We start from the raw sequence: 19,872 nt of genomic DNA, 5'->3' as shown, positions 1-19,872 counted from the left end.
ACCGGTGTTGCCGCGCGGCTCAGCGTCACCCGGATGGGGCCGCGCGAAATCCAGCACCGCCCGCTTTCGAAACCCGGTGATCGTGGATCTGTTCGGCTGGGTTGCGACGGGACAGGATCGGACCGGACGGTCTTGGCCCCGGTGTCGAATGTGACCGATGACGACGCGGATCAGGTGCGTGACCTGCGGGTGACCGCGACCCCGGAGTTCCAGGCGCTCAAATCCGAACTGGCACAGGCGATCTACGACGCCCACCGCTAGCCTCGGAGGGAACGAGGATGGCCCCGGATCGACACTGATCCGGGGCCATCGTCAGGTATATCCGCCGGTCACCCGGCGGCAAGCGGTGCCTTACAGGTAGGCGCCGCAGTGCGGCCACGCGCCGCGGCCCTGGCCGGCGAGCACGTTCTCGGCCACGCGGATCTGCTCCTCGCGGCTGGCGTTGGCGGCGTTACCCTGGCCACCGTAGGCGTTCCAGGTGCTCTGGGTGAACTGCAGACCGCCGTAGAAGCCGTTACCGGTGTTGGCGGCCCAGTTGCCACTGCTCTCGCACTGCGCCACGGCGTCCCAGTCGCCCGAGGCGGCGGAGGCGGTCGCGGTGGTCAGCGCGAACGGAACGGCGGCCAGAATGCCGGTGGCGGCGGTGGCGACGAGCATGCGGGTGCTGAACTTGCGAGTCATAGAAGGATTCCCTGCCTGCGCCCTGCCGGCCCGCGCTCTCGGCTGCGGGTCCCCGTCCCCAGGGATGTCGGTTTCGTTCGAACCGCGGGACGGGGTTGCCGGTGTTCGGCGGTTCGATTTCGGACTCGTTGATTCGAGCCGTGAACGACGGTAACGGAACAATCACAACTAATCACGGCGCGATCACGGGCGGTTGACAAATTGGCGACGGCCGCACTCCTCGAGTTTGCGCAGACAGCACCGGACGAATGGTGAATTACATTCTTCGAATTCAAGGCCGATAATGTGATGGACGCCACTGGAAAATAGTGATCCGAGTCGCGTAATACATATCGAATTTCAGCGATGCAGAACTTCTGCGCGACACCTCCGGCACGCTCTTCCGGTGCGTTTCCGGTGAAGGCGATCCGGCTGCGCGCAACCGTTGCCGCCGGTCAGAGCCATGGCCACCGCGGAACCACGCTCCGGCGTCCATGCCGTCGATCCGGCAATCCAGGTGCTGAGCTGCTTCGAAGGCGATCCCGAACTGTCGGTGAGCAAGCTGGCGCAGCTGGCCGACCCACCGGTGAGCACCGTGCACCGGCCCGCCCGGGCACTCGTCCGCGGACGGCTACTCGAACAGGACGACACCACCGACCGTTACCGGATCGGTCACGGTCCGGCGTCGCTGGCGCGGCGCGGCCTGGACCGCCTGGGCATCGAGTCCGCGGCACCGCGGCTGTACGCGCTGACGGCCGGGATTCGCATCACCGTGAGCGTGAGCGTGGCGCGGGACCGGGACGCCGTCACGGTGTTCCAGGCCAGGCCAGCGGTGTTCCCTGCCCCAATCAGGTGCCGGGCGACCGCCGCCGACCGGCGCGGCCGAACTCGTTCCGACCGACGACCCGATTCGCGCGATCGCGGTACCCATTGCCGGAGCCGATAAGCGGGTGCGCGGCGCACTCGCGGCGCAGGCGCGCTCGGCCCGGCTCGATGCCGACCTTGTCCGAAATATCCTGCCCGCCATGCGAATCATCGCGGACCGGATCGCACTGCTGTTCCAAACCGATGGCGCGGCAACGGATTTCGTCGCCGAATTAGAATCACACTGATTTCCACATCGCGACATGCCGGTTACCCGGACCGTCCCGACACCGTACTCCTTGATCAACCGGTCATTCCTGAATACGCGTTCCGACAAACGCATTCATCGAAAGAATCACTATGGGCTCTCCTTTTCGATCGTCACGGGAATTGCGAATCCTCGCGGCCACATTCGCCATTACCAGCGCGGTGGGAGTACTCACCGGCTACGGTAAGTCCGAACCGGCCACGACCGCCGACGGGAGAACCGTTGTGCGCTACCAGGGTCAGACCGGGCAGGTGACGCCATTCGAACTCGCGGCGGATCTCGGCTACTTCAACAAGATCTCGCCGCATTGGGAGGGCGATACCACCAGCGACGAACTCCTGGAGCGGCTCTACGCGGAGCTGTCGGATCCGGCGTACACGGCCCGATTCCGCTGAGAGAAAGGCAGTCTCGCGTTCTGGGACAACCGCGCCACCGCGCAGCTCGCGCCCAGCGATCTGAACCATCTCGATGTCACCCGGGTGCTGTACCGCACCACCCTCGAAGGGGATGTTCCGGTGGGTGTGGACGGAGAGCCCTCGCGCGCCATCTCCGGAGAACGCTTCGCCGGGGTAACCGGCTGATACGCTCCGAACCTATGCCGAGGGCCTTCGACCACACCCTGTCGAGGGCCCTCGGCCTGTGCCGGGCGTGTGCCGCGCGCGGGTACGTCGCATGCCGTTCATGCGCGGCACATCTGCGGCACGCACTCGACCACCTACGGCCACCTTTGCCCTATTTGCTTTCATCCGGCGATCATTCGGCGATCACCCGGAGTTCCGGTCCGGCTGCTCTACTTCGACATATGGTCAACGTCTCCCGCAGGCGGCTGCTCGGCTCGGCAGCGACCATTGCGGCGGGCGCGGCGGCAGGGTCGCTACTGCCGTCTTCGCTGCACCGAGCCATGGCGGCGCCCGTGCGGTCGGGCGGATTGGATGCCATCGAGCATGTGGTCCTGCTCATGCAGGAGAACCGGTCATTCGACCACTACTACGGATCGCTCGCGGGCGTTCGCGGGTTCGGTGATGAGACCCCGCTACGATTGCGCAACGGTGACAACGCGTTCCGGCAACCGGGCGGACCCGGGGGTGCGGTGCTGCCGTTCTCGGCGCGTGTGGCGGCGGCGCACGCGGGACGGCCGGACAGCGATATCCAGTATCTGGACAGCCTCGATCACGAATGGAAGGGCAGCACCAAGGCGTGGGGGCACGGGTGGTGGGATCGGTGGATCGAGGCCAAATCCCCGGCCACCATGACCTACTACGAGCGCCGCGATCTGCCGCTGCAGTACGAACTCGCCGACACCTTCACCATCTGCGACGCCTACCACTGTTCGATGTTCGGCGGGACCAATCCCAATCGCAATTACTTCTTCACCGGCACAACGGGATTCGAGCCGTGGTGCCGCAAACGCGCGGTCGACAATGCCGCCTATGACGCCCGGCATCGCGGATACGACTGGCGGACCTATCCCGAACGCCTGGAGGCGGCGGGGGTGTCGTGGCAGATCTATCAGGAGTGGGACAACTTCACCGACAATCCGGTCGAATACTTCCTGCCGTTCAAGCACATCGGGCATAAGGTGCTCGCCGAGGTGGACGGGCGATATCAGACCACCGAGAAGTTCTACGAATCCCTCGCGGGGCGGCCGCTCGCGGATCAGCAGCGGCTGCTGAACCAGTTGAAGGCGGGGCGGGACAAGCTCTCCCACGCCGAGCGCAGCCTCTTCGACCGTGCCATGTATCGCGGGGAACCCGACAGTCTGCTGCGGCGGTTCGCCGATGACATTGCGGCGGACCGGCTTCCGGCGGTGAGCTGGCTGGTGCCACCCGCCCGTTACTCCGAGCATCCGTCGGAGTCCACACCGGTGGGCAGTGCCGACTTCATCTACAAACTGCTCGATATCATCGGCTCCGATATCGACACCTGGTCCAAGACGGCGATCTTCCTGACCTTCGACGAGAACGACGGCTACTTCGATCATGTGCCGTCGCCGGTACCACCGCGACCCTCCTCCGGCAATGGGGACGACTGGTATGACGGGCAGGCGATCGGACTCGGCGTGCGGGTGCCGATGACGGTCATATCACCCTGGACCATGGGCGGATTCGTCTCCTCCGAGGTCTTCGACCACACCTCGGTGCTGCGCTTCCTGGAGCTGTGGACCGGGGTCGGGGAGCCGAATATCAGCTCCTGGCGGCGCACCGTCTGCGGCGATATGACCTCGGTCTTCGACTTCTCCGCCAAGGGGAAACGGCGGCGATTGAGCACGCCCGGGCCGATCCCCGCCGCGGTCGACCGGTGGAAGGCCGAACCGCCCGAATCACAATCGCTTCCGATACAGGAGCCGGGCACGCGCAAGGCGCGGCCACTCCCCTATCAACCCGCGGTCTCGAGCACGGTGGACGGGTCGGCGCTGTCGGTGACGCTCATCAATACCGGTAGGGCCTCAGCGCATTTCACGATCTACCCGTTCGCGGGGGTCACCGGCGATCCGCGGCACTACGACGTCGACGGCAAGACGACGGTGCAGTTCGCGGTCACCGGGAAATACGATCTCGTCGTACAGGGGCCGAATCGGTTCTGGCATGAACTGCGCGGCGACACCACGGGGGTGGCGGCCGGGGTGCGGGTCGGTACCGAACCCGGCGCTCGATCGGCCGTTGTCCTCACGCTCGCCAATCAGGGTGGGCGCGTTGCCGTTTTGACCATCACCCCGCGCCGCGGTGGCGGCGATCCGCGCCGCGTCGAACTCGCGGCGGGCAGCGAACAGCGCCTGGAATGGCCCACCCGTGACGGCTGGTACGACCTGGAGATCACCGCGGTCGGCGATGCGGAGTTCCGCCGTCGCGTCACCGGACGGATCGAGGACGGTAAGCCGGGCGTGAGCTCGGACTGACCGTCCTCGATTCGCGGAACTAGCGGCCCAGTGGACGTCCGGGCGGCGGTGGCTGCTGCCAGCGCTGATCACCGGGCGGATCCTGGCGATGCTGCTGTGGATCCGGTGGGAGCTGCTGTTGTTCCGGCGGCTGGGGTACCGCACGCTGTTGCGGCGGTTGGGTTTCCGCGCGAGGGCGGGCCGTCGGGGGCAGGGCGGTCGATTCGACCGGTGCGCGGGCATCGGCCTCGGCGGCACGGACCGCACGTTCGGCAGCCGGGTCGGTGGCGGTATTGAACCAGTCGGCGACCTCGTCGGCGTCGTCCTCGGGACGTTCGGTGGGCCCGCTATCGGTGGCGGGTTCATACCGGAAGGTGCCGTCCTCGCCCTCTTTCGCGAAGTTGCGGGCGAAACCCTCGAGGGCCTTGCCGAAGTCGCTGGGCACCAGCCACACCTTGTTGGCATCGCCCTTGGCGACCTGCGGCAGGGTTTGCATGTACTGGTAGGCCAGCAATTCGGGGGTCGGCTTGCCGTTCTTGATGGCGGCGAAGACCTTTTCGATCGCCTTGGCTTGGCCTTGCGCCTGCAGATACGCGGCGGCGCGCTCACCCTGCGCGCGCAGGATGCGGGATTGCCGCTCACCCTCCGCGGAAAGGATGGCGGCCTGCTTGGAACCTTCGGCGGAGAGAATCGACGCCTGCTTCTGGCCCTCGGCGGTCTTGATCGACGCCTCGCGCTGCCCCTCGGCGGTGAGGATGATGGCGCGCTTCTCGCGGTCCGCCTTCATCTGCTTCTCCATCGACTCCTGAATCGACGGCGGCGGATCGATGGCCTTGAGCTCCACGCGCGAAACCCGCAGACCCCAGCGGCCGGTCGCCTCGTCCAGAACACCGCGCAGCTGATGGTTGATCTGATCGCGGGAGGTCAGCGTCTCCTCGAGGGTCATACCGCCGACCACATTGCGCAGCGTGGTGATGGTCAATTGCTCTACGGCGGCAATGTAATTGCTGATCTCGTAGACCGCGGCCTGCGGACTGGTGACCTGGAAATACACCACCGAGTCGATCTGCACGGTCAGGTTGTCCTGGGTGATCACCGGCTGCGGTGGGAACGACACCACCCGCTCGCGCAGATCCACCTTGGCGCGAATACGGTCGGCGAAGGGCACCAGGAAGGTCAGCTGCCCGGAGACGGTGCGCGAATAGCGCCCCAGACGTTCGATGACGGCGGCCTCCGCCTGTGGCACCAGCGCCACCGACTTGAAGACGACCACCACCACCAACAGGACCAGAACGAGAGCGACTATGAGTACAGCCATCTAAGGCCCCTTCCACACGACGACGTGGGCGCCGTCGATCCTCATGATGTAGACGGTCGAACCCTCCGGATACCGCTCATCCGGATCGAAGGCCCGCGCGCTCCACACTTCACCATCGAGCTTCACCCGGCCACCATGTTCGTCGATCGCCTCCAGTACGCGCGCCGTCTTACCGGGGAGCGCGTCCACGCCGGTGGGCGTCGAAGGTGGAATCGAGTAGCGGCGCAACAGAAGTGGGCGAACCAGTAGCAGCAGGGCGATGGCGGTGACACCGAACACCACCGCGTCCACCACCAGCGAGGTATCGGCCAGACCACTCACGCCCGCGGTGATCACCGCGGCGCTGCCCAGCATGAGCAGCGTGAGATCACCTGTGAGCATCTCCGCCGCCGCGAGGAGTATCCCCGCGACCAGCCAAACGATTGCGGCCACCACACCACAGTAATCGTTCGCGCCGAACACTGTGCAAGATCGCCCGCGCCGACCCCCGAATCGGTACCCGCCCCGAAAACGCGCGTCGGAGCGGGGCGTTTCCCGGATCAGCCGGTACCTTCGATGCGGTGAACGGGCGTGACAACTATGGCGGCGACATCTTCTCCGGACATGCGCGGACGCGAAAGCGCGAGATACCGAAGGTGATCGCCGAGCGCGACCTGGTCGCCGAGGACGCCGCCAGCGGATTCTGCGGTGCCGTAGTCGGTTTCGACCGCAGCTACGATGGCGACTTCGTCAAACTCGAGGACGGGCGCGGGCGGGTGCGATTGTTCGCACTGCGCGAGGCGGCCTTCCTGATCGACGGACAACCCGTCACCCTGATCCGGCCCACCGCCACCGCACCCAAACAACCCACGCGCTCGGCCTCCGGTTCCACCCGCGTCGAAGGCGCGCGCGCCCGCGTCGCGCGAGCCAGTCGAATCTGGGTCGAAGGCGTGCACGACGCGGCGATCGTCGAGCGGGTGTGGGGGCATGACCTGCGCATCGAAGGCGTCGTGGTCGAACAACTCGAGGGCCTGGACCATTTGGCCGCGCGGCTGACCGAATTCCGGCCCGGCCCCGGCAGCCGAGTCGGCGTCCTGGTCGACCACCTGGTCACCGGTTCCAAGGAGACCGGCCTGACCACCGGACTCGGCCCCCACGTCATGGTCACCGGCCACCCGTACATCGATGTCTGGCAAGCGGTTCGGCCCTCGGTGCTGGGTATCGCGGCGTGGCCGGAGGTTCCGCGCGGTGAGGACTGGAAGACCGGCATCTGCCGTCGCCTGAACTGGGGCACCCCGCAGGAGGGTTGGCGGCGCGTCTACAACGCCGTCAACTCCTACAGGGACCTCGAACCGCATCTCATCGGCGCGGTGGAGCGCCTCATCGACTTCGTCACCGAACCCGAGTAACCCTGCGGCCGTTGCTCACTCGTGTGTAATGGGGCCGGTCAGTCGATATTGAAGTCGAGATTCACCGGGCGGTCGGGGAATTCGTCGGCATTGAGGAGTTCGGTGGCGGTGGCGGCGATATCGGAGCCCACCAGGTCCAGGTCCATATCGCTGATGCGGGCCTCGCCCGGCCCCTCGAGCAGGAGGCCGAAGGCTATGTAGTGGGCGGCTTCGGGAACGTCTGAGACGACGTGGTGCTGGGTCCAGCGGGTGGTGCCGTGGATGCGGCGGTTCTCCATACTGTCGAAGCGCAGGATCTCACCCTTGCGGCCGTTGACGCGGATCCACAGGCCGACGGCGGAGGTGTCGGGGGCGGTGGTTTTGATATTGCCGGAGAGCTGAATGCGCTTGCCGCGGTACTGCTCTGCCTTGACCATCTGCATGAGGGTGCCGAAACCGCCCGCGTTCGGACGCGAGCGCAGGTACCCGGCGGGGCTGTGGCGGCCGCGCACGGTGCGGTCGATGCCGATCTCGTACTTGCCCGGATCGCTTTCGCTCAGTACCCATCCCGTGAGCAGACGCCCTTCGGAGGAGGCGAAACCGGGCAGCGCCTTGGTCTCCAGGAATACCTTCGTGGTCTCGATGCGCACCCGTTCGGTATCCGCTTCGAGCTTGCGGGTTTCGGCGGCGGTGCGCTTACGCGTGGTCAGATAGGTGACCAGGGCCACGCACAATCCGCCGAAGAGGGAGGAGAGCAGGCCGAGCACCATGGAATCGTTCATCTCCCCGGCCTTCGATCGTCGAGCACCGGACCCATTCTCCCGAACCGGACGTGATCACGCCGTCGAACGGTTGATCGATTTCCGATCCAGCCCATAGTTGCTCGCCAGCTATTCTTTAAATCATGAGTACGCCGAGCGCCACGCTGACGGTCTGGGCCAGCTCCTGGCTGGCCGGTCGCAGCGCCCCCGACGATGTGCTGGATGCACTGCGCGCCTGGGCGCCCCGCCAAACCGTCGCGGCCGGAGATCCCGTCACCGGCGGCCACACCGGACTTCCGTGGGCCGCCGACGAATCCGAGGAACCCACCGGGGCCGGAATCATGGTGCTACTCAAACTCATTCGGGAAGCCTTCACCGGTCCCGCCGCCCAATTGCGCCTGGTGCTCCCCATCCCCGGCGATGTTCGCGGCGTCCCCGTCGGCACCGAATTCGCCGCCGCCGCAACCGAAGCGGGCGAGGGCCTGTTCATCGGCGCTCCCGGCAGCGACGGCACCGGCTTGGTCCCGGTCTGGACCGACGACGAAACCCTCCAGTGGCGCGTCTACGCCACCGCCATCCCCTTCGCCATCGAACCCGATATGCCCCTCGGCGAAGCCGAATACGCCATGCGCCAGGCGGTCCGCGACGCCGCCGACGCCCTCCAACAACTCCACACCACCCAGGTGGACCCCACCGGCCCCAGCCCCCGCGACCTCATCGAAGACGAACTCGAAGCCCTCTCCCAGCACCGATACCCCGACTCCCTCCCCCTGCGCGCCCGCCGCATCCTCGACACCGCCGACCAGGTCGCGGCCATCCTCACCGTCGCCGAACGAGCCCCCGCCTCGGCCCCCACCTCCGCCACCGCCATAGCCGCCCAGGAATCCCTGCTCCGCCCCCTCTGGAACGCCATCCGCTCCGCCCGCTTGGCCGCGGTCCACGCCCGCGGCTAGGCACGAAACCCTCACTCCCCGAAGATATCCGCGGCCTTCGTCACCTCGAAGGCCCGGTCGAACCAGGTTTCGAGCACATTGGTATCCGAACAACCGGCAACTCGATCGATCACATCCTGCGGCACCTTGATCTCACGCTTTCGCAGAACACCTATGACAGCCTCCGCCTTGGCCTCGGCACGCCCTTCGGCCCGAAGCCGCTGCGAAGTCTCGGAGCGAAAGAATGAAAGATCCACAGCCATCAGATTCCTCCAAATTTCGGCGGCGGGTGATACACCCAACCCAAGTTCGGTGAGTTCCGCGAACACCGTGGCGGTGTCCTCGTCAACGGTCTTCAACGCCTCTGCCAACGTACCCAGTATCACACCGATCTCAGCACTCCGGGCATGGGTGACGGCCGAAAAGGCGGCCAGCGGAATGTCGTGCGTCGCTACCGCCAGATTGTTCACAACCGGCACGTTATGCGGACCCAACACCATGGGCCGTAGGGTCAACACGGCCCAGATTCGCGGACCCATGATGAAGTTCCGGTCCGCCCACAAAGCGGTGTCGAAGTCCTGACAGACCACCAGCAGAGTGCACGGCAGTCGATACTTCGCCTGAAGATATGCCAGGTAGTAGGTCCACGAGTAGGGCTTGTCCTCGTCGCGGCGACTTTGGGATTCGACCACGAGTAGGTAGCTGCCTTCGGACGCGGTATCGATCTTCAGAACCGTGTCGGCCCGGCGTTCCAGAGGTTTATGCTCGGTCAGGTCCGTCGACAGCAGGGCCACCGAGACCGGATCGGGGATCGGTAGGCCGAGCACTCGGAAGGCTCGTGCGAACACTCCGGGATCTTCTTGAAAGATGCGATGCATCACCTCGTGCGGCGAATTGACCATGAGGGTGAAGCTACAGCTCAAATCGCACACATGTTCGACCGCTTGGGATTCGGTGCGGTTTGTCCGGCGAGTTGGACGGCACGCTGACGACACTCCACGGACATGCCGGTGTCCGATTTGTTCAAGACTCGGGTAGGTGGGCGGGCTTACGGTTCGGGTATGACATTTCAGATTGACGCGGTCGGGATTGTTGTTTCGGATATGGGCGCCGCCGTGGGGTTTTATCGGCGGCTCGGGGTGGAGATCGGGGCGGGGGCGGAGAAGGAGCCGCATGTGGAGGCTTCACTCGGGGACGGGGTTCGGCTGCTGTTGGATACCGAGGAGACGATTCGGTCGTTCCATCCCGAATGGCGTGGCGGGACGGGGCGAATGGGGTTGGCCTGCCGGTGTGAATCGGCCGCCGAGGTTGACGCGAAATATGAGGAGTTGGTGGGGGCCGGGTATCGCGGGGAATTGAAGCCGTTCGATGCGTTTTGGGGGCAGCGGTATGCGACCGTGCTCGATCCCGATGGAAATGGGGTGGATTTGTTCGCGGCGCTCGAGTTACCCGCGCAGTAGTTCGGATAGCGGGATTCCCGCGAAATCTCGGATTTCGCGGGAGAAATGCGGCTGGTCGGCATAGCCGGTGCGGGCGGCTACCTCGGCGGGTGGGATGCCGGCGCGGGCCAGGGCCAGAGCTCGTTGCATGCGAAGGATGCGGGCCAGGGTTTTGGGGCCGTAGCCGAAGGCCGCCAGCGAGAGGCGATGCAGGCGGCGGGGGCCCAACTCCAGATCTGCGGCGAGGGCCGCGACCGTGGTTGTGCCGGACTGGAGTTCCGTCACGATACGGGTGAGGATCGGGTCAGCGGGGTCGGTGGAGGATGCTCGCCACTGGGCAATCGCTTCGAGGCCGCGCGTGGGAAATGACGCGGATTCGAAGAGTTGGGTGGCATGGCGAGACTCCGAGCGGGACCAGAGGTCCGCCAAACCCGGTCGGCTGTTGCGGAGTTCGTCGGCGGGGATGCCGAGGAGGGCGGGGGCCGCTCCGGGAGGAAAGCGAATGCCCGCGATCCGCGCCGGGAAACCGGCCGGTGGGTGGTACGCGTGGGTGTCGGGGCCCGCGACCGAAAGCTTGCCGTTGATCCAGAGCAGGTCCATACAACCGTCGGGCAGGACCGGCGTTCCGGTGTCGACCGACATATCGAGGATCCAGACGCTCGCGCCCGGGATGATGGATGGGCGTTCCCGATAGCCCTGGGGCGCATGGATATCCGGCGAATCCCCTGGTCGGTCGAGATGAGAACCGTTGAAACACACCCCGTTCGGCACATCGTGCGTGAATGCATCCCGCGCCCAATTGCACTCGCTGCAATCTTGCATGGTCTGCCGTCGCGGTGGGGTATTCATCAGTGCTTGCGGACGACTCGATCAGGCCGGCCCGGCTTCCACACGGTGATGTCCATATGACCGGCACCGACCGAGGACTCGATCCAAGACGTCATGTATCCGACCATACTCAGTCGCACCGACATACCGAACCCGCCACGACCGGCCGTGATCTGCTTGAATGGAGCAAGCCAGCCCGGCTCCGGAAGGCCCGCTCCGTTCTGAGCTCAACACTTGGTGATCGACTGGTCGAAGGTGAAAACGCCGTGCGGGTCGTACTTCTGGGCGATCCGCCGCAGGCGCGGAGCGTTCGAGCCGTAGTAGGCGCTCGACCAATCGCTCAGGGCCGGATCGATGTAGTTCACGTACGCGGCATTGCCGACGAGATCGCCGAGCGCGTTCCGAACCTCGGTCACCGCCGTTCGCGCGGCGGGCGTGGTCGCCCCGACATATATCTGCGCGGTGGCGAGTGCGCCGCGATGCGGGAACGCGGTGTCCGCGACCCCGATTCGACTCGGTGCGCCCACCATACTGTCCAGCAGAATATCCATGCCGGTGCGCCCGGTGAGCAATGCGGTCAGTTTGGCCGGGTCAGAGAGTGGTTTATTCAGGACTCGGGACGAGGCGGTGAATGATTCACGGCCGAGCGCTCCCCCGCCATTCCAGTTCGGATGGCATTGGTCCGCCGAGTAATTCGAGCAGCCGCCGAAATACATCATGGCCGACAGGTAATTCCTGGATAGCGAATACCGGTTCGAGGGCTGCACCCCGGTCGCCGCGACGAGCTTGTCGACCAGCGTATTCAGGGCGCTCTCGCTGCCGACATAACAGCCATTGATGCGGCAGGTCGGCGGGCTACCGGCGGAAGTACCGAGGGTGGACCAGAATTCGTCCGGAGCCGATTGAGTGAAGGACTGCCAGCCACCGAGCACATCGGTGAGCGTGCCCGCGGGAAACTTCAACTGGAACACCACGAGCTGCGGCGCGGCGACGGTCTTGAACGTGAACGAGGTGACCACGCCCAGGTTTCCACCGCCGCCGCCGCGCAGCGCCCAATACAGATCGGGCTCGGAGTCGGCCGAGGCCGTGCGCAGCACACCGTCGGGCGTGACCACCTGCGCCGAAACCAGGGAGTCACAGGTCAATCCGTACTTGCCCGAGAGCACCCCCAACCCGCCGCCGAGGGTGAGTCCGGCAATACCGACGGTTGGGCACGATCCAGCCGGAAGGCAACGCCCGGCCCGCGCCAGCCCGGAGTACACATCCATCAATCGCGCGCCCGCACCGATGACCGCTGTCCCGTCCGCGCCGACCTGGACCGAATTCATCCGCCCCACATCGACAATCAGCGCACCATCCGGCGTCGAATAGCCGGCGTAGCTGTGCCCGCCACTGCGTGCCGCGATCCGGGTACCGGACTGGGAGGCCAGACTGACACACGCCTGCACATCCGCCGCGGTGCCGCAGCGCGCGACCGCCGCCGGTTGCCGATTGTCGAAGCCCGGGTTGTACGCCATCTTCGCGGTCGCGTAATCGGTGTCGGCGGGCAGGCTGAGCGCACCGGCGAGCCGCTGCCGCAGCACATTCCAATCCACCTGCCTCGCAGCAGATTCCGACATACACCCGGAGAGCGCTCCCGCGCCCAGTGCCGTGTACGCCGCACCCGCTGCGGCAGCGCGCAGCAGGCTGCGCCGATTCATCGCCATGGCGATGTCCTCCCCCGAGGCCGCGCTCGCACGCCGAGCGCTGATTCAGAACGTCTCTACCACCGGTGTATCGCGGCAGTGGAGAGTCCCGTTTCGCTTCTCAGGCAAGCAATCCGTCGGCCAGACGCGCCCATTCGGCGAGAACCTGCTTGCGCCGCAAGCGATCCCGGCCCACCATCTCGTCGAGGGTGGCGCCGCGCACCAGGTTGATGGTCAGCCAGAACGCCGATTCCAGCCGCTCGCGGGAGATATCGATGCGCGCGGCGCAGGCGTCGAGCAGCTCGACGGTCAGCTCATGCTGTACGCGTAACATATTGCGCCGCAACTCTTTCTCATTGGCGATGCCGACATACAGCTCCACCGACGCCTTGCCGAGCTTGCCCGCGAAGGGCGCCGTCACCAACTCGACGAGGGTCTCTCCACGCGAGGCGGCTCCCAGCGTCCGCGCCCGCCGTTGCAGGGCCTCGCGCTGGCGCTGGGTCAGATGTTCGATGGTCTGCGCGAACAATTCCTGCCGGGTATGGAAGTGATGCAGTTGCGCGCCGCGTGTCACCCCCGCCCGCGCGGTGATATCCGCGATCGACGCACTCGCGTATCCCACCTCGGCGAGGCTGTCGATGGCGGCATCCAGCAGCAGCGCCCGCGTACGCAGACTCTTCTCCTGGTGCTTGTTCGGGGGCAGGGCGGATACCACCCGGTCAGTCTAGCCAAACACCGCAATTGCGTGCACCCTTGCACGCAATTGGATGCTGGACGTACTGTGCAGGCAGGGGCCCATGCCGGTCGACCGGCGATGACGGCCCCGCCTGCCCGCGCACCCACCGGAGAATGGAAGCCATGCCCGTCGACCGCCTGCTCCCCACGTCCGAAGCCCGCGACCTCATCGAGCTCACCCGCGATATCGCGGACAAGGTCCTGGAGCCGAACGCCGCGCTGTACGAGAAGCAGGAGCGCTATCCCGATGAGGCATTCCGCGCACTCGGCCAGGCCGGGCTGCTGAGCCTGCCGTATCCGGAGGAGTTCGGTGGCGGCGGCCAACCCTACGAGGTGTACCTCCAGGTCCTCGAGGAGCTCGGCGCGCGCTGGGCCGCCGTCGCGGTCGCGGTGAGCGTGCACAGCCTGTCCTGCCATCCCCTCTTCGTCTACGGCACCGATGAGCAGAAGCAGCGCTGGCTCCCGGAGATGTTGTCCGGCAACCTGATCGGCGCCTACAGCCTTTCCGAAGCACACGCCGGATCCGATGCCGCCGCTTTGCGCTGCCGCGCCACCGAAACCGAGGGCGGCTACCGCATCACCGGCACCAAAGCCTGGATCACCAACGGCGGTAAAGCCGACTACTACACTCTCTTCGCCCGCACCGGCGAAGGCTCGCGCGGCATCTCCAGCTTCCTGGTCCCCGCCGACACCCCCGGCCTGTCCTTCGGCAAACCCGAGGAGAAGATGGGCCTGCGCGCGGTCCCCACCACCACCGCCGCCTACGACGACGCCTTCCTCCCCGCCGAGCGCCTCATCGGCGATCCGGGCCAGGGCCTGTCGATCGCGTTCAGCGCCTTGGACTCCGGCCGCCTGGGCATCGCCGCGGTCGCCACCGGCATCGCCCAGCGCGCCCTCGACGACGCCGTCGCCTACGCCAAGGACCGAGAAGCCTTCGGCCGCCCCATCATCGACCACCAGGGCCTCGGCTTCGTCCTGGCCGATATGGCCGCCGCCGTCGACTCCGCCCGCGCCACCTACCTCGACGCCGCCCGCCGCCGCGACGCCGGTCTCCCCTACTCCCGCCAGGCCAGCGTCGCCAAACTCATCGCCACCGACGCCGCCATGAAGGTCACCACCGACGCCGTTCAGGTCTTCGGCGGCTACGGCTACACCCAGGACTTCCCCGTCGAGCGCTATATGCGCGAAGCCAAGATCACCCAGATCTTCGAGGGCACCAACCAGATTCAGCGGCTGGTCATCGCCCGGAGCCTGGCGAACGGTTGATTTCCGCGGGCTGCGCAGTGATCGATGATGCCGGCGTCAACTCCCTTGAGTAGCGGCCCACCGGCCACCCCAATCTTGGTGTGACGACCATCTTTCATCGGCTCCGAGTGCGTTCTCCAACGGATTCATGGCCACGACGACTGCGATCGGGGCCACGCCGGACCGAGCTGGTCGCCCCACAGGCTCGCATACGGGAGTACCGCGAGTCCGGCGTGTACCTCGTCATCGACGGTGACCGATACCCCGTGGCGACCGAGTTCGAGCACCAACCGTTCGGCGATCGGCTTCGCGACGCGATAGTCCAGTACCGCACCTCCGTCCGGAAACCGCAATCGCACACGGACTTCTCCGGGTTCATCGAGCATGAGAAACGATATTAGTAGACCGGGGAGAACCCTGCCGAGCGGAAGATATTGCAATCAGTTGACGAACATTGAGACCGCATGAAGATTCGCGCCCTTTCCTTCGGCGACGCCCAGGAAGGCTGATACTTTCGAATTCCGTTGATATTCTACATATCTCGGCTCCGCCAACGGCGTCGGAGCTCCGAGGATGACCGGCAATGCCGACAGAGCGGCAGGTATGGTCGGACACGGAGGCGGTGGTCGATACGGAAAGCAGGGTTTTCGCAACCTTCAGGGCCCGGATCACCGCCTCCCTCGAATTACGCACCCGCGGCAGACAATTCGCGCAAGCCTTGAATTGAGCTGGACGGTCAGGGACGGAATTCCTGGGCTTTCGTTTTGGCACCCTGGAGCATGAGGTGCCAGGCGTCCGAGTCACCCCTCAGAATTGACTTGCTCAGGTCTTTGATCTGCTCGTAGGTGGCGTGCGGCGGAATCGGGGGCACCTCCGGGTCGGTGCGCACGTCCAGCACGGTCGGCCGGTCGGCCGACAGGGCCTCGCGCCAGGCTCCAGGGAGCTGATCGGGATCATCGACGGCGATGGCGTTCAGCCCGAAGCAGCGGGCGACGTCGGCGTAGGAGATATCCGGAAGGGATTGCGATTCCTCGAACTTCGGTGCGCCACCCATCGCACGCAGCTCCCAGGTCACCTGGTTGAGATCGTTGTTGTGCAGCACACACACCACGAGCCGCGGATCGGACCACAACTCGCGGTAGCGTGCGATGGTCATCAGCTCGGCCAAACCGTTCATCTGCATCGCGCCGTCGCCCACCAAGGCGATGGCGGGCCGTTCCGGGTGCGCGAATTTCGCGCCGATCGCGTACGGCACGCCGGGGCCCATGGTGGCGAGGGTGCCGGACAGGGAGCCGCGGATCTGCCCGCGGAAGCGCAGACAGCGGGCGTACCAATTGGCGGAGGAACCGGAATCGGCTGTGACGATCGCGTTTTCGGGGATCTGCTGGGAGAGCTCCCAGACGACCCGCATGGGGTTGACCGGTTTCGCCTCGAGCATGGACTGGTGTTCGATGGTCTGCCACCAGTGCCGCAGGTGGCGTTCCACTGTCTCCCGCCAGGCCCGGTCGCTGTTGCGGCGCAACATCGGAATCAGTTGCCGCAGGGTGGCTTTGGCGTCTCCGACGAGATTGACTTCGGTCGGGTAGCGCATTCCGATCATCATGCCGTCGAGGTCGATCTGCACGGCCCGCGCTTGCCCGAACTCCGGCAGGAATTGGGCGTAGGGAAAGTTGGAGCCGACGATGAGCAGGGTGTCGCAGTCCCGCATCAGTTCGTAACTCGGCCGACTGCCCAGCAGGCCGATGGGGCCGGTGACGAAGGGGAGATCGTCGGGCAGTACGTCCTTGCCCAGCAATGCCTTCGCCACCCCGGCTCCGGTGAGTTCGGCCACCTCGATCACTTCTTCGGCGGCTCCGCGCGCACCCTGGCCGATGAGGATCGCGACCTTGCTACCGGCGTTGAGCACTTCGGCCGCGCGCTGGATTTCACCGGTCGGCGGAAGGGTCGTGGACGGCAGGGCGCCGGGCGGGCTGGAGGGCACCTGTTTGAAGGCGTGTTGGGGAGGTTCGTAATTCTCTTCTTGCAGATCGGAGGGGATGATCACCGCTGTCGGCGATCGCCGGGCCATGGCGGTGCGGAAGGCACGGTCCAATGCGTTGGGTAGCTGGCTGGAGACGTTGACTTCTACCAAATAGTCCGAGGCCACGTCCTTGTACAGCGTTTGCAGGTCGATCTCCTGCTGATAACTGCCGCCCATCGCGCTGCGGGCGGTCTGCCCGACTATGGCGACGACCGGGACATGGTCGAGTTTGGCGTCATAGAGGCCGTTGAGCAGGTGGATCGCCCCGGGGCCCGAGGTCGCGGCGCAGACCCCGACCTTGCCGCTGAACTTGGCGTACCCGGTCGCGGCGAAGGCTGCCATCTCCTCGTGCCGGGCTTGGATGAATCGCGGCTGGTTGCCGGCCCGCCCGAAGGCGGCGACGAGCCCGTTGATGCCGTCACCGGGGTAACCGAAAACCTGTTCCACCCCCCATTCCCGCAACCGCTGTAGTACGTGGTCGGCGACTGTCTCGGCCATATGTCTGCTCCTGTCTACTGGCGCTTGGTCTTGTCGATGCACTCGCTGCGCGTGCGCTTCGGACGTCGGCTCGCGGTCGGCGGACGGTTCCGCGGGCGGGTGAGATCGGTAGTCCTCGCGATATCGCCGACGTTCCTCACGCGTCGGATGCGGCTCGAGCAATCCGCCGCGCTGGACCATCGAACGGTTCAGCAGCACTGTCCCGCCGCCCAGTAGAACCAGCGCCGCGATCGCGTCGCCGGTCGCCCGCTGCGGCAACCCGCGACCCGCGGCCACCAAGAACAACGCGGCCGCGGCCGCACCGGCGATCACCAGGAAGAAACCGGTGAACACCACTTTGTCGCTGGCGAAACCAGATGCTGTCCGGCGCATGTAGCCGTGCTACCCCGGCGAGATCGCCTGAAACAGGCTGACGCCACTCGGTTCGGCGCGAGGTCTGAGCGAAGAGATTCGGCTGGGGGTCGATTGTCATCCCCGGGAGCGGGCACTGCCTCGGGTAGGAGGCCGCCGGTATCGACGGCCGGCACCCGGGAAAGGATTTCCATGGTCATCTCAGGCGAGCAGCACCGGCGGACCGATGCGGACTACTCCGCGCTGGCGCGATCCGGGCCGCCGGTGCATGTGCTGCGCGACTACGCGCTGATCGCCGATGGGGAGCGTGGTGCGCTGATCGGACCGCGTGGCGATCTGTCCTGGCTGTGTGTGCCGCGCTGGGACAGTGACGCGGTGTTCGCCACGCTGCTCGGTGGCCGCGGCTGCTACACCGTCGCGCCGACCGGTCGATACGTCTGGGGCGGCTACTACGAACCGGGGACGCTCATCTGGCATTCGCATTGGGTGGTCGGTGCGTCGGTGGTGGAGTGCCGGGACGCCCTCGCGCTTCCCGCTGATTCACATCGCGCGGTGGTGCTTCGCCGAATCACCGCGGTGCGCGGGGAAGCCGAGGTGCTGGCCACACTCGAACCCGCCACCGCATTCGGCCGGGAACCGCTCGCGGATATCACCCGCGATGCCGAGGGAGTGTGGTGCGCGCAGCATGGGGGCATGCGCATGCGCTGGTCCGGGGCTGCGTGGGCGAAGGTGGATCGATCCGGCCGGTTTTCGCGGCTGTCACAGCGAATCCACTTGGCGGAAGGCGACTTTCACGATCTGATTCTGGAAGTATCGGATGCGCCGCTGCCCGGGGAGCGCCTCGACGCCGAAACCCTGTGGCAGGCGACGACATCGGAATGGGGCCGCGCGGTACCGCCGATCGGCCGCAACGCCACCGCGGCGGATACCGCACAGGCCTACGCGGTGATGCGCGGCCTCACCAGCGCGGGTGGCGGTATGGTCGCGGCGGCGACCACCAGTCTCCCCGAACATGCCAACCGGGGCGAGAATTACGACTACCGCTATGTGTGGATCCGGGATCAGTGCTATGCGGGCTTGGCGGTCGCCGCCGACGGGCCACACGAATTGCTCAGCAGCGCGACGCGTTTCGTCTCCGAGCGGCTGCTGGACGATGGCCCGAACCTGCAACCGGCGTACACGGTCGCCGGCGGGCGCGTGCCCGGGATCCGGGATATCGGGCTGCCCGGCTACCCCGGGGCGACCAGTCTGTTCGGCAACCGGGTTCGCGATCAATTCCAGCTCGACATCTTCGGTGAGGCATTGCTGCTGTTCGCCGCGGCCGCGCGATACGACCTGCTGACCGATCAGCACCGCCGGGCCATAGCCCTCGCGGTGTCGGCGATCCGCGATCGCCGGGACGACCCGGACGCGGGGATATGGGAACTCGGCGCACATCGGTGGACCCACTCCCGGCTGATATGCGCGGCGGGCCTGCGGGCCGTCGCCGGACAGCGCGCGTCCGGGGTGGACGCGGATTCGTGCGGGCGTCTCGCGGAGACCATACTGGCCGAAACCACCCGTACCAGCCTGCATCCGAGCGGTCGCTGGCAGCAGGCCCCCGACCTGCCGGATATGGACGCGGCCCTGGTACTACCCGCGGTACGCGGAGCGCTCCCCGCGCGCGACGCACGCAGCCTGGCGACGTTCCGCGCCGCCGAGCGTGATCTGTCCCGCGACTACTTCGTCTACCGGTACCAGCATTCCGATCTCGCCGGTCCGCTGTACGCCGCGGAGGGCGCGTTCCTGATGTGCGGCTTCGCGATGAGCCTGGGCGCGCTGCGACTGGGCGAGAAGTCCACGGCGTGGCGCTATTTCGAACGCAACAGGACAGCGTGCGGTACACCGGGGCTCTTCGCCGAGGAGTTCGATATCCGACAGCGTCAATTACGCGGCAACCTGCCGCAGGCGTTCGTGCACGCGCTGATGTTCGAGGCCTCGGTCCGGCTCGCGGAGGTCGATCCGGGGGCCTGCCCGCGCGAGTGAC

General features: G+C 66.2%; 19 protein-coding genes. 9 read left to right on the top strand and 10 right to left on the bottom strand.

Annotation, left to right across the window (positions count from 1 at the left end; all coding sequences use genetic code 11):
• Nucleotides 1-351 precede the first annotated feature (351 nt).
• On the bottom strand, nucleotides 352-681 hold the full coding sequence (locus OHB26_RS29535) for a transglycosylase family protein (protein WP_067568731.1): 330 nt from the start codon (nucleotides 679-681) through the stop codon (nucleotides 352-354).
• 442 nt (nucleotides 682-1,123) lie between these two features.
• Here OHB26_RS29535 and OHB26_RS29530 point away from each other — a divergent pair, with 442 nt between their 5' ends.
• The 4 genes from OHB26_RS29530 to OHB26_RS29515 all read left to right on the top strand — a co-directional run bounded on the left by OHB26_RS29530 (nucleotide 1,124) and on the right by OHB26_RS29515 (nucleotide 4,688).
• Nucleotides 1,124-1,606, top strand: a complete 483-nt coding sequence (locus OHB26_RS29530; RefSeq protein ID WP_330180523.1) for a helix-turn-helix domain-containing protein — start codon at nucleotides 1,124-1,126, stop codon at nucleotides 1,604-1,606.
• Between the two features lie 4 nt (nucleotides 1,607-1,610).
• Entirely contained in the window at nucleotides 1,611-1,772 is a 162-nt protein-coding gene (locus OHB26_RS29525; protein WP_330180522.1) for a hypothetical protein, read from the top strand.
• 142 nt (nucleotides 1,773-1,914) lie between these two features.
• A complete protein-coding gene (locus tag OHB26_RS39770) occupies nucleotides 1,915-2,187 on the top strand; it encodes a hypothetical protein (RefSeq protein ID WP_442942742.1) in 273 nt (90 codons plus the stop codon).
• Nucleotides 2,188-2,594: 407 nt separating this feature from the next.
• The gene (locus tag OHB26_RS29515; protein ID WP_330180521.1) at nucleotides 2,595-4,688 is read left to right on the top strand and encodes a phosphocholine-specific phospholipase C; all 2,094 of its coding nucleotides are present in this window, start codon (nucleotides 2,595-2,597) and stop codon (nucleotides 4,686-4,688) included.
• 19 nt (nucleotides 4,689-4,707) lie between these two features.
• Here OHB26_RS29515 and OHB26_RS29510 read toward each other — a convergent pair whose 3' ends face one another.
• Together OHB26_RS29510 and OHB26_RS29505 are read right to left on the bottom strand one after the other, a co-directional pair.
• Nucleotides 4,708-5,985, bottom strand: coding sequence for an SPFH domain-containing protein (locus OHB26_RS29510; protein WP_330180520.1), 1,278 nt, complete (start codon nucleotides 5,983-5,985; stop codon nucleotides 4,708-4,710).
• Nucleotides 5,986-6,417: an NfeD family protein gene (locus tag OHB26_RS29505; protein ID WP_330180519.1), complete on the bottom strand. Its 432-nt coding sequence runs from the start codon at nucleotides 6,415-6,417 to the stop codon at nucleotides 5,986-5,988.
• Nucleotides 6,418-6,545: 128 nt separating this feature from the next.
• Between OHB26_RS29505 and OHB26_RS29500 the strand changes: the two genes are divergently transcribed.
• Nucleotides 6,546-7,373, top strand: coding sequence for a DUF3097 domain-containing protein (locus OHB26_RS29500; RefSeq protein ID WP_330180518.1), 828 nt, complete (start codon nucleotides 6,546-6,548; stop codon nucleotides 7,371-7,373).
• 38 nt (nucleotides 7,374-7,411) lie between these two features.
• On the opposite strand, the gene OHB26_RS29495 is transcribed toward OHB26_RS29500, so the two are convergent.
• Complete coding sequence (locus tag OHB26_RS29495) at nucleotides 7,412-8,134, bottom strand: hypothetical protein (RefSeq protein ID WP_330180517.1); 723 nt, start codon at nucleotides 8,132-8,134, stop codon at nucleotides 7,412-7,414.
• A 122-nt stretch (nucleotides 8,135-8,256) separates the two neighbouring features.
• On the opposite strand from OHB26_RS29495, the gene OHB26_RS29490 reads away from it, so the two are divergent.
• The gene (locus OHB26_RS29490; protein WP_330180516.1) at nucleotides 8,257-9,066 is read left to right on the top strand and encodes a hypothetical protein; all 810 of its coding nucleotides are present in this window, start codon (nucleotides 8,257-8,259) and stop codon (nucleotides 9,064-9,066) included.
• An 11-nt stretch (nucleotides 9,067-9,077) separates the two neighbouring features.
• Here the strand turns inward: OHB26_RS29490 and OHB26_RS29485 are convergent, their stop codons facing one another.
• Nucleotides 9,078-9,947 (bottom strand): hypothetical protein, encoded by an 870-nt coding sequence (locus OHB26_RS29485; protein WP_330180515.1) that lies wholly within the window; start codon nucleotides 9,945-9,947, stop codon nucleotides 9,078-9,080.
• 159 nt (nucleotides 9,948-10,106) lie between these two features.
• Between OHB26_RS29485 and OHB26_RS29480 the strand changes: the two genes are divergently transcribed.
• Nucleotides 10,107-10,505, top strand: a complete 399-nt coding sequence (locus OHB26_RS29480; protein WP_330180514.1) for a VOC family protein — start codon at nucleotides 10,107-10,109, stop codon at nucleotides 10,503-10,505.
• Here OHB26_RS29480 and OHB26_RS29475 read toward each other — a convergent pair.
• The 3 genes from OHB26_RS29475 to OHB26_RS29465 form a co-directional block, all read right to left on the bottom strand.
• The gene (locus tag OHB26_RS29475) at nucleotides 10,491-11,126 is read right to left on the bottom strand and encodes a helix-turn-helix transcriptional regulator (protein WP_442942741.1); all 636 of its coding nucleotides are present in this window, start codon (nucleotides 11,124-11,126) and stop codon (nucleotides 10,491-10,493) included. The genes OHB26_RS29480 and OHB26_RS29475 overlap by 15 nt on opposite strands.
• A 413-nt stretch (nucleotides 11,127-11,539) precedes the next feature.
• The gene (locus OHB26_RS29470) at nucleotides 11,540-13,018 is read right to left on the bottom strand and encodes an FAD-binding oxidoreductase (protein ID WP_330180513.1); all 1,479 of its coding nucleotides are present in this window, start codon (nucleotides 13,016-13,018) and stop codon (nucleotides 11,540-11,542) included.
• 100 nt (nucleotides 13,019-13,118) lie between these two features.
• Entirely contained in the window at nucleotides 13,119-13,712 is a 594-nt protein-coding gene (locus tag OHB26_RS29465) for a TetR family transcriptional regulator (RefSeq protein ID WP_330180512.1), read from the bottom strand.
• A gap of 143 nt (nucleotides 13,713-13,855) precedes the next feature.
• Here OHB26_RS29465 and OHB26_RS29460 point away from each other — a divergent pair, with 143 nt between their 5' ends.
• Nucleotides 13,856-14,998 (top strand): acyl-CoA dehydrogenase family protein, encoded by a 1,143-nt coding sequence (locus OHB26_RS29460; protein ID WP_330180511.1) that lies wholly within the window; start codon nucleotides 13,856-13,858, stop codon nucleotides 14,996-14,998.
• 125 nt (nucleotides 14,999-15,123) lie between these two features.
• On the opposite strand, the gene OHB26_RS29455 is transcribed toward OHB26_RS29460, so the two are convergent.
• Together OHB26_RS29455 and OHB26_RS29450 are read right to left on the bottom strand one after the other, a co-directional pair.
• Complete coding sequence (locus tag OHB26_RS29455; RefSeq protein WP_330180510.1) at nucleotides 15,124-15,363, bottom strand: hypothetical protein; 240 nt, start codon at nucleotides 15,361-15,363, stop codon at nucleotides 15,124-15,126.
• A 350-nt stretch (nucleotides 15,364-15,713) separates the two neighbouring features.
• Nucleotides 15,714-17,495 (bottom strand): thiamine pyrophosphate-requiring protein, encoded by a 1,782-nt coding sequence (locus tag OHB26_RS29450; RefSeq protein ID WP_330185819.1) that lies wholly within the window; start codon nucleotides 17,493-17,495, stop codon nucleotides 15,714-15,716.
• Between the two features lie 543 nt (nucleotides 17,496-18,038).
• Between OHB26_RS29450 and OHB26_RS29445 the strand changes: the two genes are divergently transcribed.
• Entirely contained in the window at nucleotides 18,039-19,871 is a 1,833-nt protein-coding gene (locus OHB26_RS29445) for a glycoside hydrolase family 15 protein (RefSeq protein WP_330180509.1), read from the top strand.
• Nucleotide 19,872 lies beyond the last annotated feature (1 nt).

This window comes from Nocardia sp. NBC_01503 (assembly GCF_036327755.1).
In the GTDB taxonomy this organism is placed as follows: domain Bacteria; phylum Actinomycetota; class Actinomycetes; order Mycobacteriales; family Mycobacteriaceae; genus Nocardia.
The sequence above is the reverse complement of the archived record's forward strand: the minus strand, read 5'-3'. Positions and strand labels throughout refer to the sequence as shown.

What these genes read in the sequence shown, in the direction of transcription:
- OHB26_RS29515 (WP_330180521.1), top strand. Translation starts at nt 2,595, where the DNA reads ATGGTCAACGTCTCCCGCAGGCGGCTGCTCGGCTCGGCAGCGACCATT.
- OHB26_RS29455 (WP_330180510.1), bottom strand. Translation starts at nt 15,363, where the DNA reads ATGCTCGATGAACCCGGAGAAGTCCGTGTGCGATTGCGGTTTCCGGAC.
- OHB26_RS29530 (WP_330180523.1), top strand. Translation starts at nt 1,124, where the DNA reads ATGGCCACCGCGGAACCACGCTCCGGCGTCCATGCCGTCGATCCGGCA.
- OHB26_RS29450 (WP_330185819.1), bottom strand. Translation starts at nt 17,495, where the DNA reads ATGGCCGAGACAGTCGCCGACCACGTACTACAGCGGTTGCGGGAATGG.
- OHB26_RS29475 (WP_442942741.1), bottom strand. Translation starts at nt 11,126, where the DNA reads ATGTCGGTCGACACCGGAACGCCGGTCCTGCCCGACGGTTGTATGGAC.
- OHB26_RS29485 (WP_330180515.1), bottom strand. Translation starts at nt 9,947, where the DNA reads ATGGTCAATTCGCCGCACGAGGTGATGCATCGCATCTTTCAAGAAGAT.
- OHB26_RS29490 (WP_330180516.1), top strand. Translation starts at nt 8,257, where the DNA reads ATGAGTACGCCGAGCGCCACGCTGACGGTCTGGGCCAGCTCCTGGCTG.
- OHB26_RS29535 (WP_067568731.1), bottom strand. Translation starts at nt 681, where the DNA reads ATGACTCGCAAGTTCAGCACCCGCATGCTCGTCGCCACCGCCGCCACC.
- OHB26_RS29460 (WP_330180511.1), top strand. Translation starts at nt 13,856, where the DNA reads ATGCCCGTCGACCGCCTGCTCCCCACGTCCGAAGCCCGCGACCTCATC.
- OHB26_RS29470 (WP_330180513.1), bottom strand. Translation starts at nt 13,018, where the DNA reads ATGGCGATGAATCGGCGCAGCCTGCTGCGCGCTGCCGCAGCGGGTGCG.
- OHB26_RS29445 (WP_330180509.1), top strand. Translation starts at nt 18,039, where the DNA reads ATGGTCATCTCAGGCGAGCAGCACCGGCGGACCGATGCGGACTACTCC.
- OHB26_RS29480 (WP_330180514.1), top strand. Translation starts at nt 10,107, where the DNA reads ATGACATTTCAGATTGACGCGGTCGGGATTGTTGTTTCGGATATGGGC.
- OHB26_RS29510 (WP_330180520.1), bottom strand. Translation starts at nt 5,985, where the DNA reads ATGGCTGTACTCATAGTCGCTCTCGTTCTGGTCCTGTTGGTGGTGGTG.
- OHB26_RS29495 (WP_330180517.1), bottom strand. Translation starts at nt 8,134, where the DNA reads ATGAACGATTCCATGGTGCTCGGCCTGCTCTCCTCCCTCTTCGGCGGA.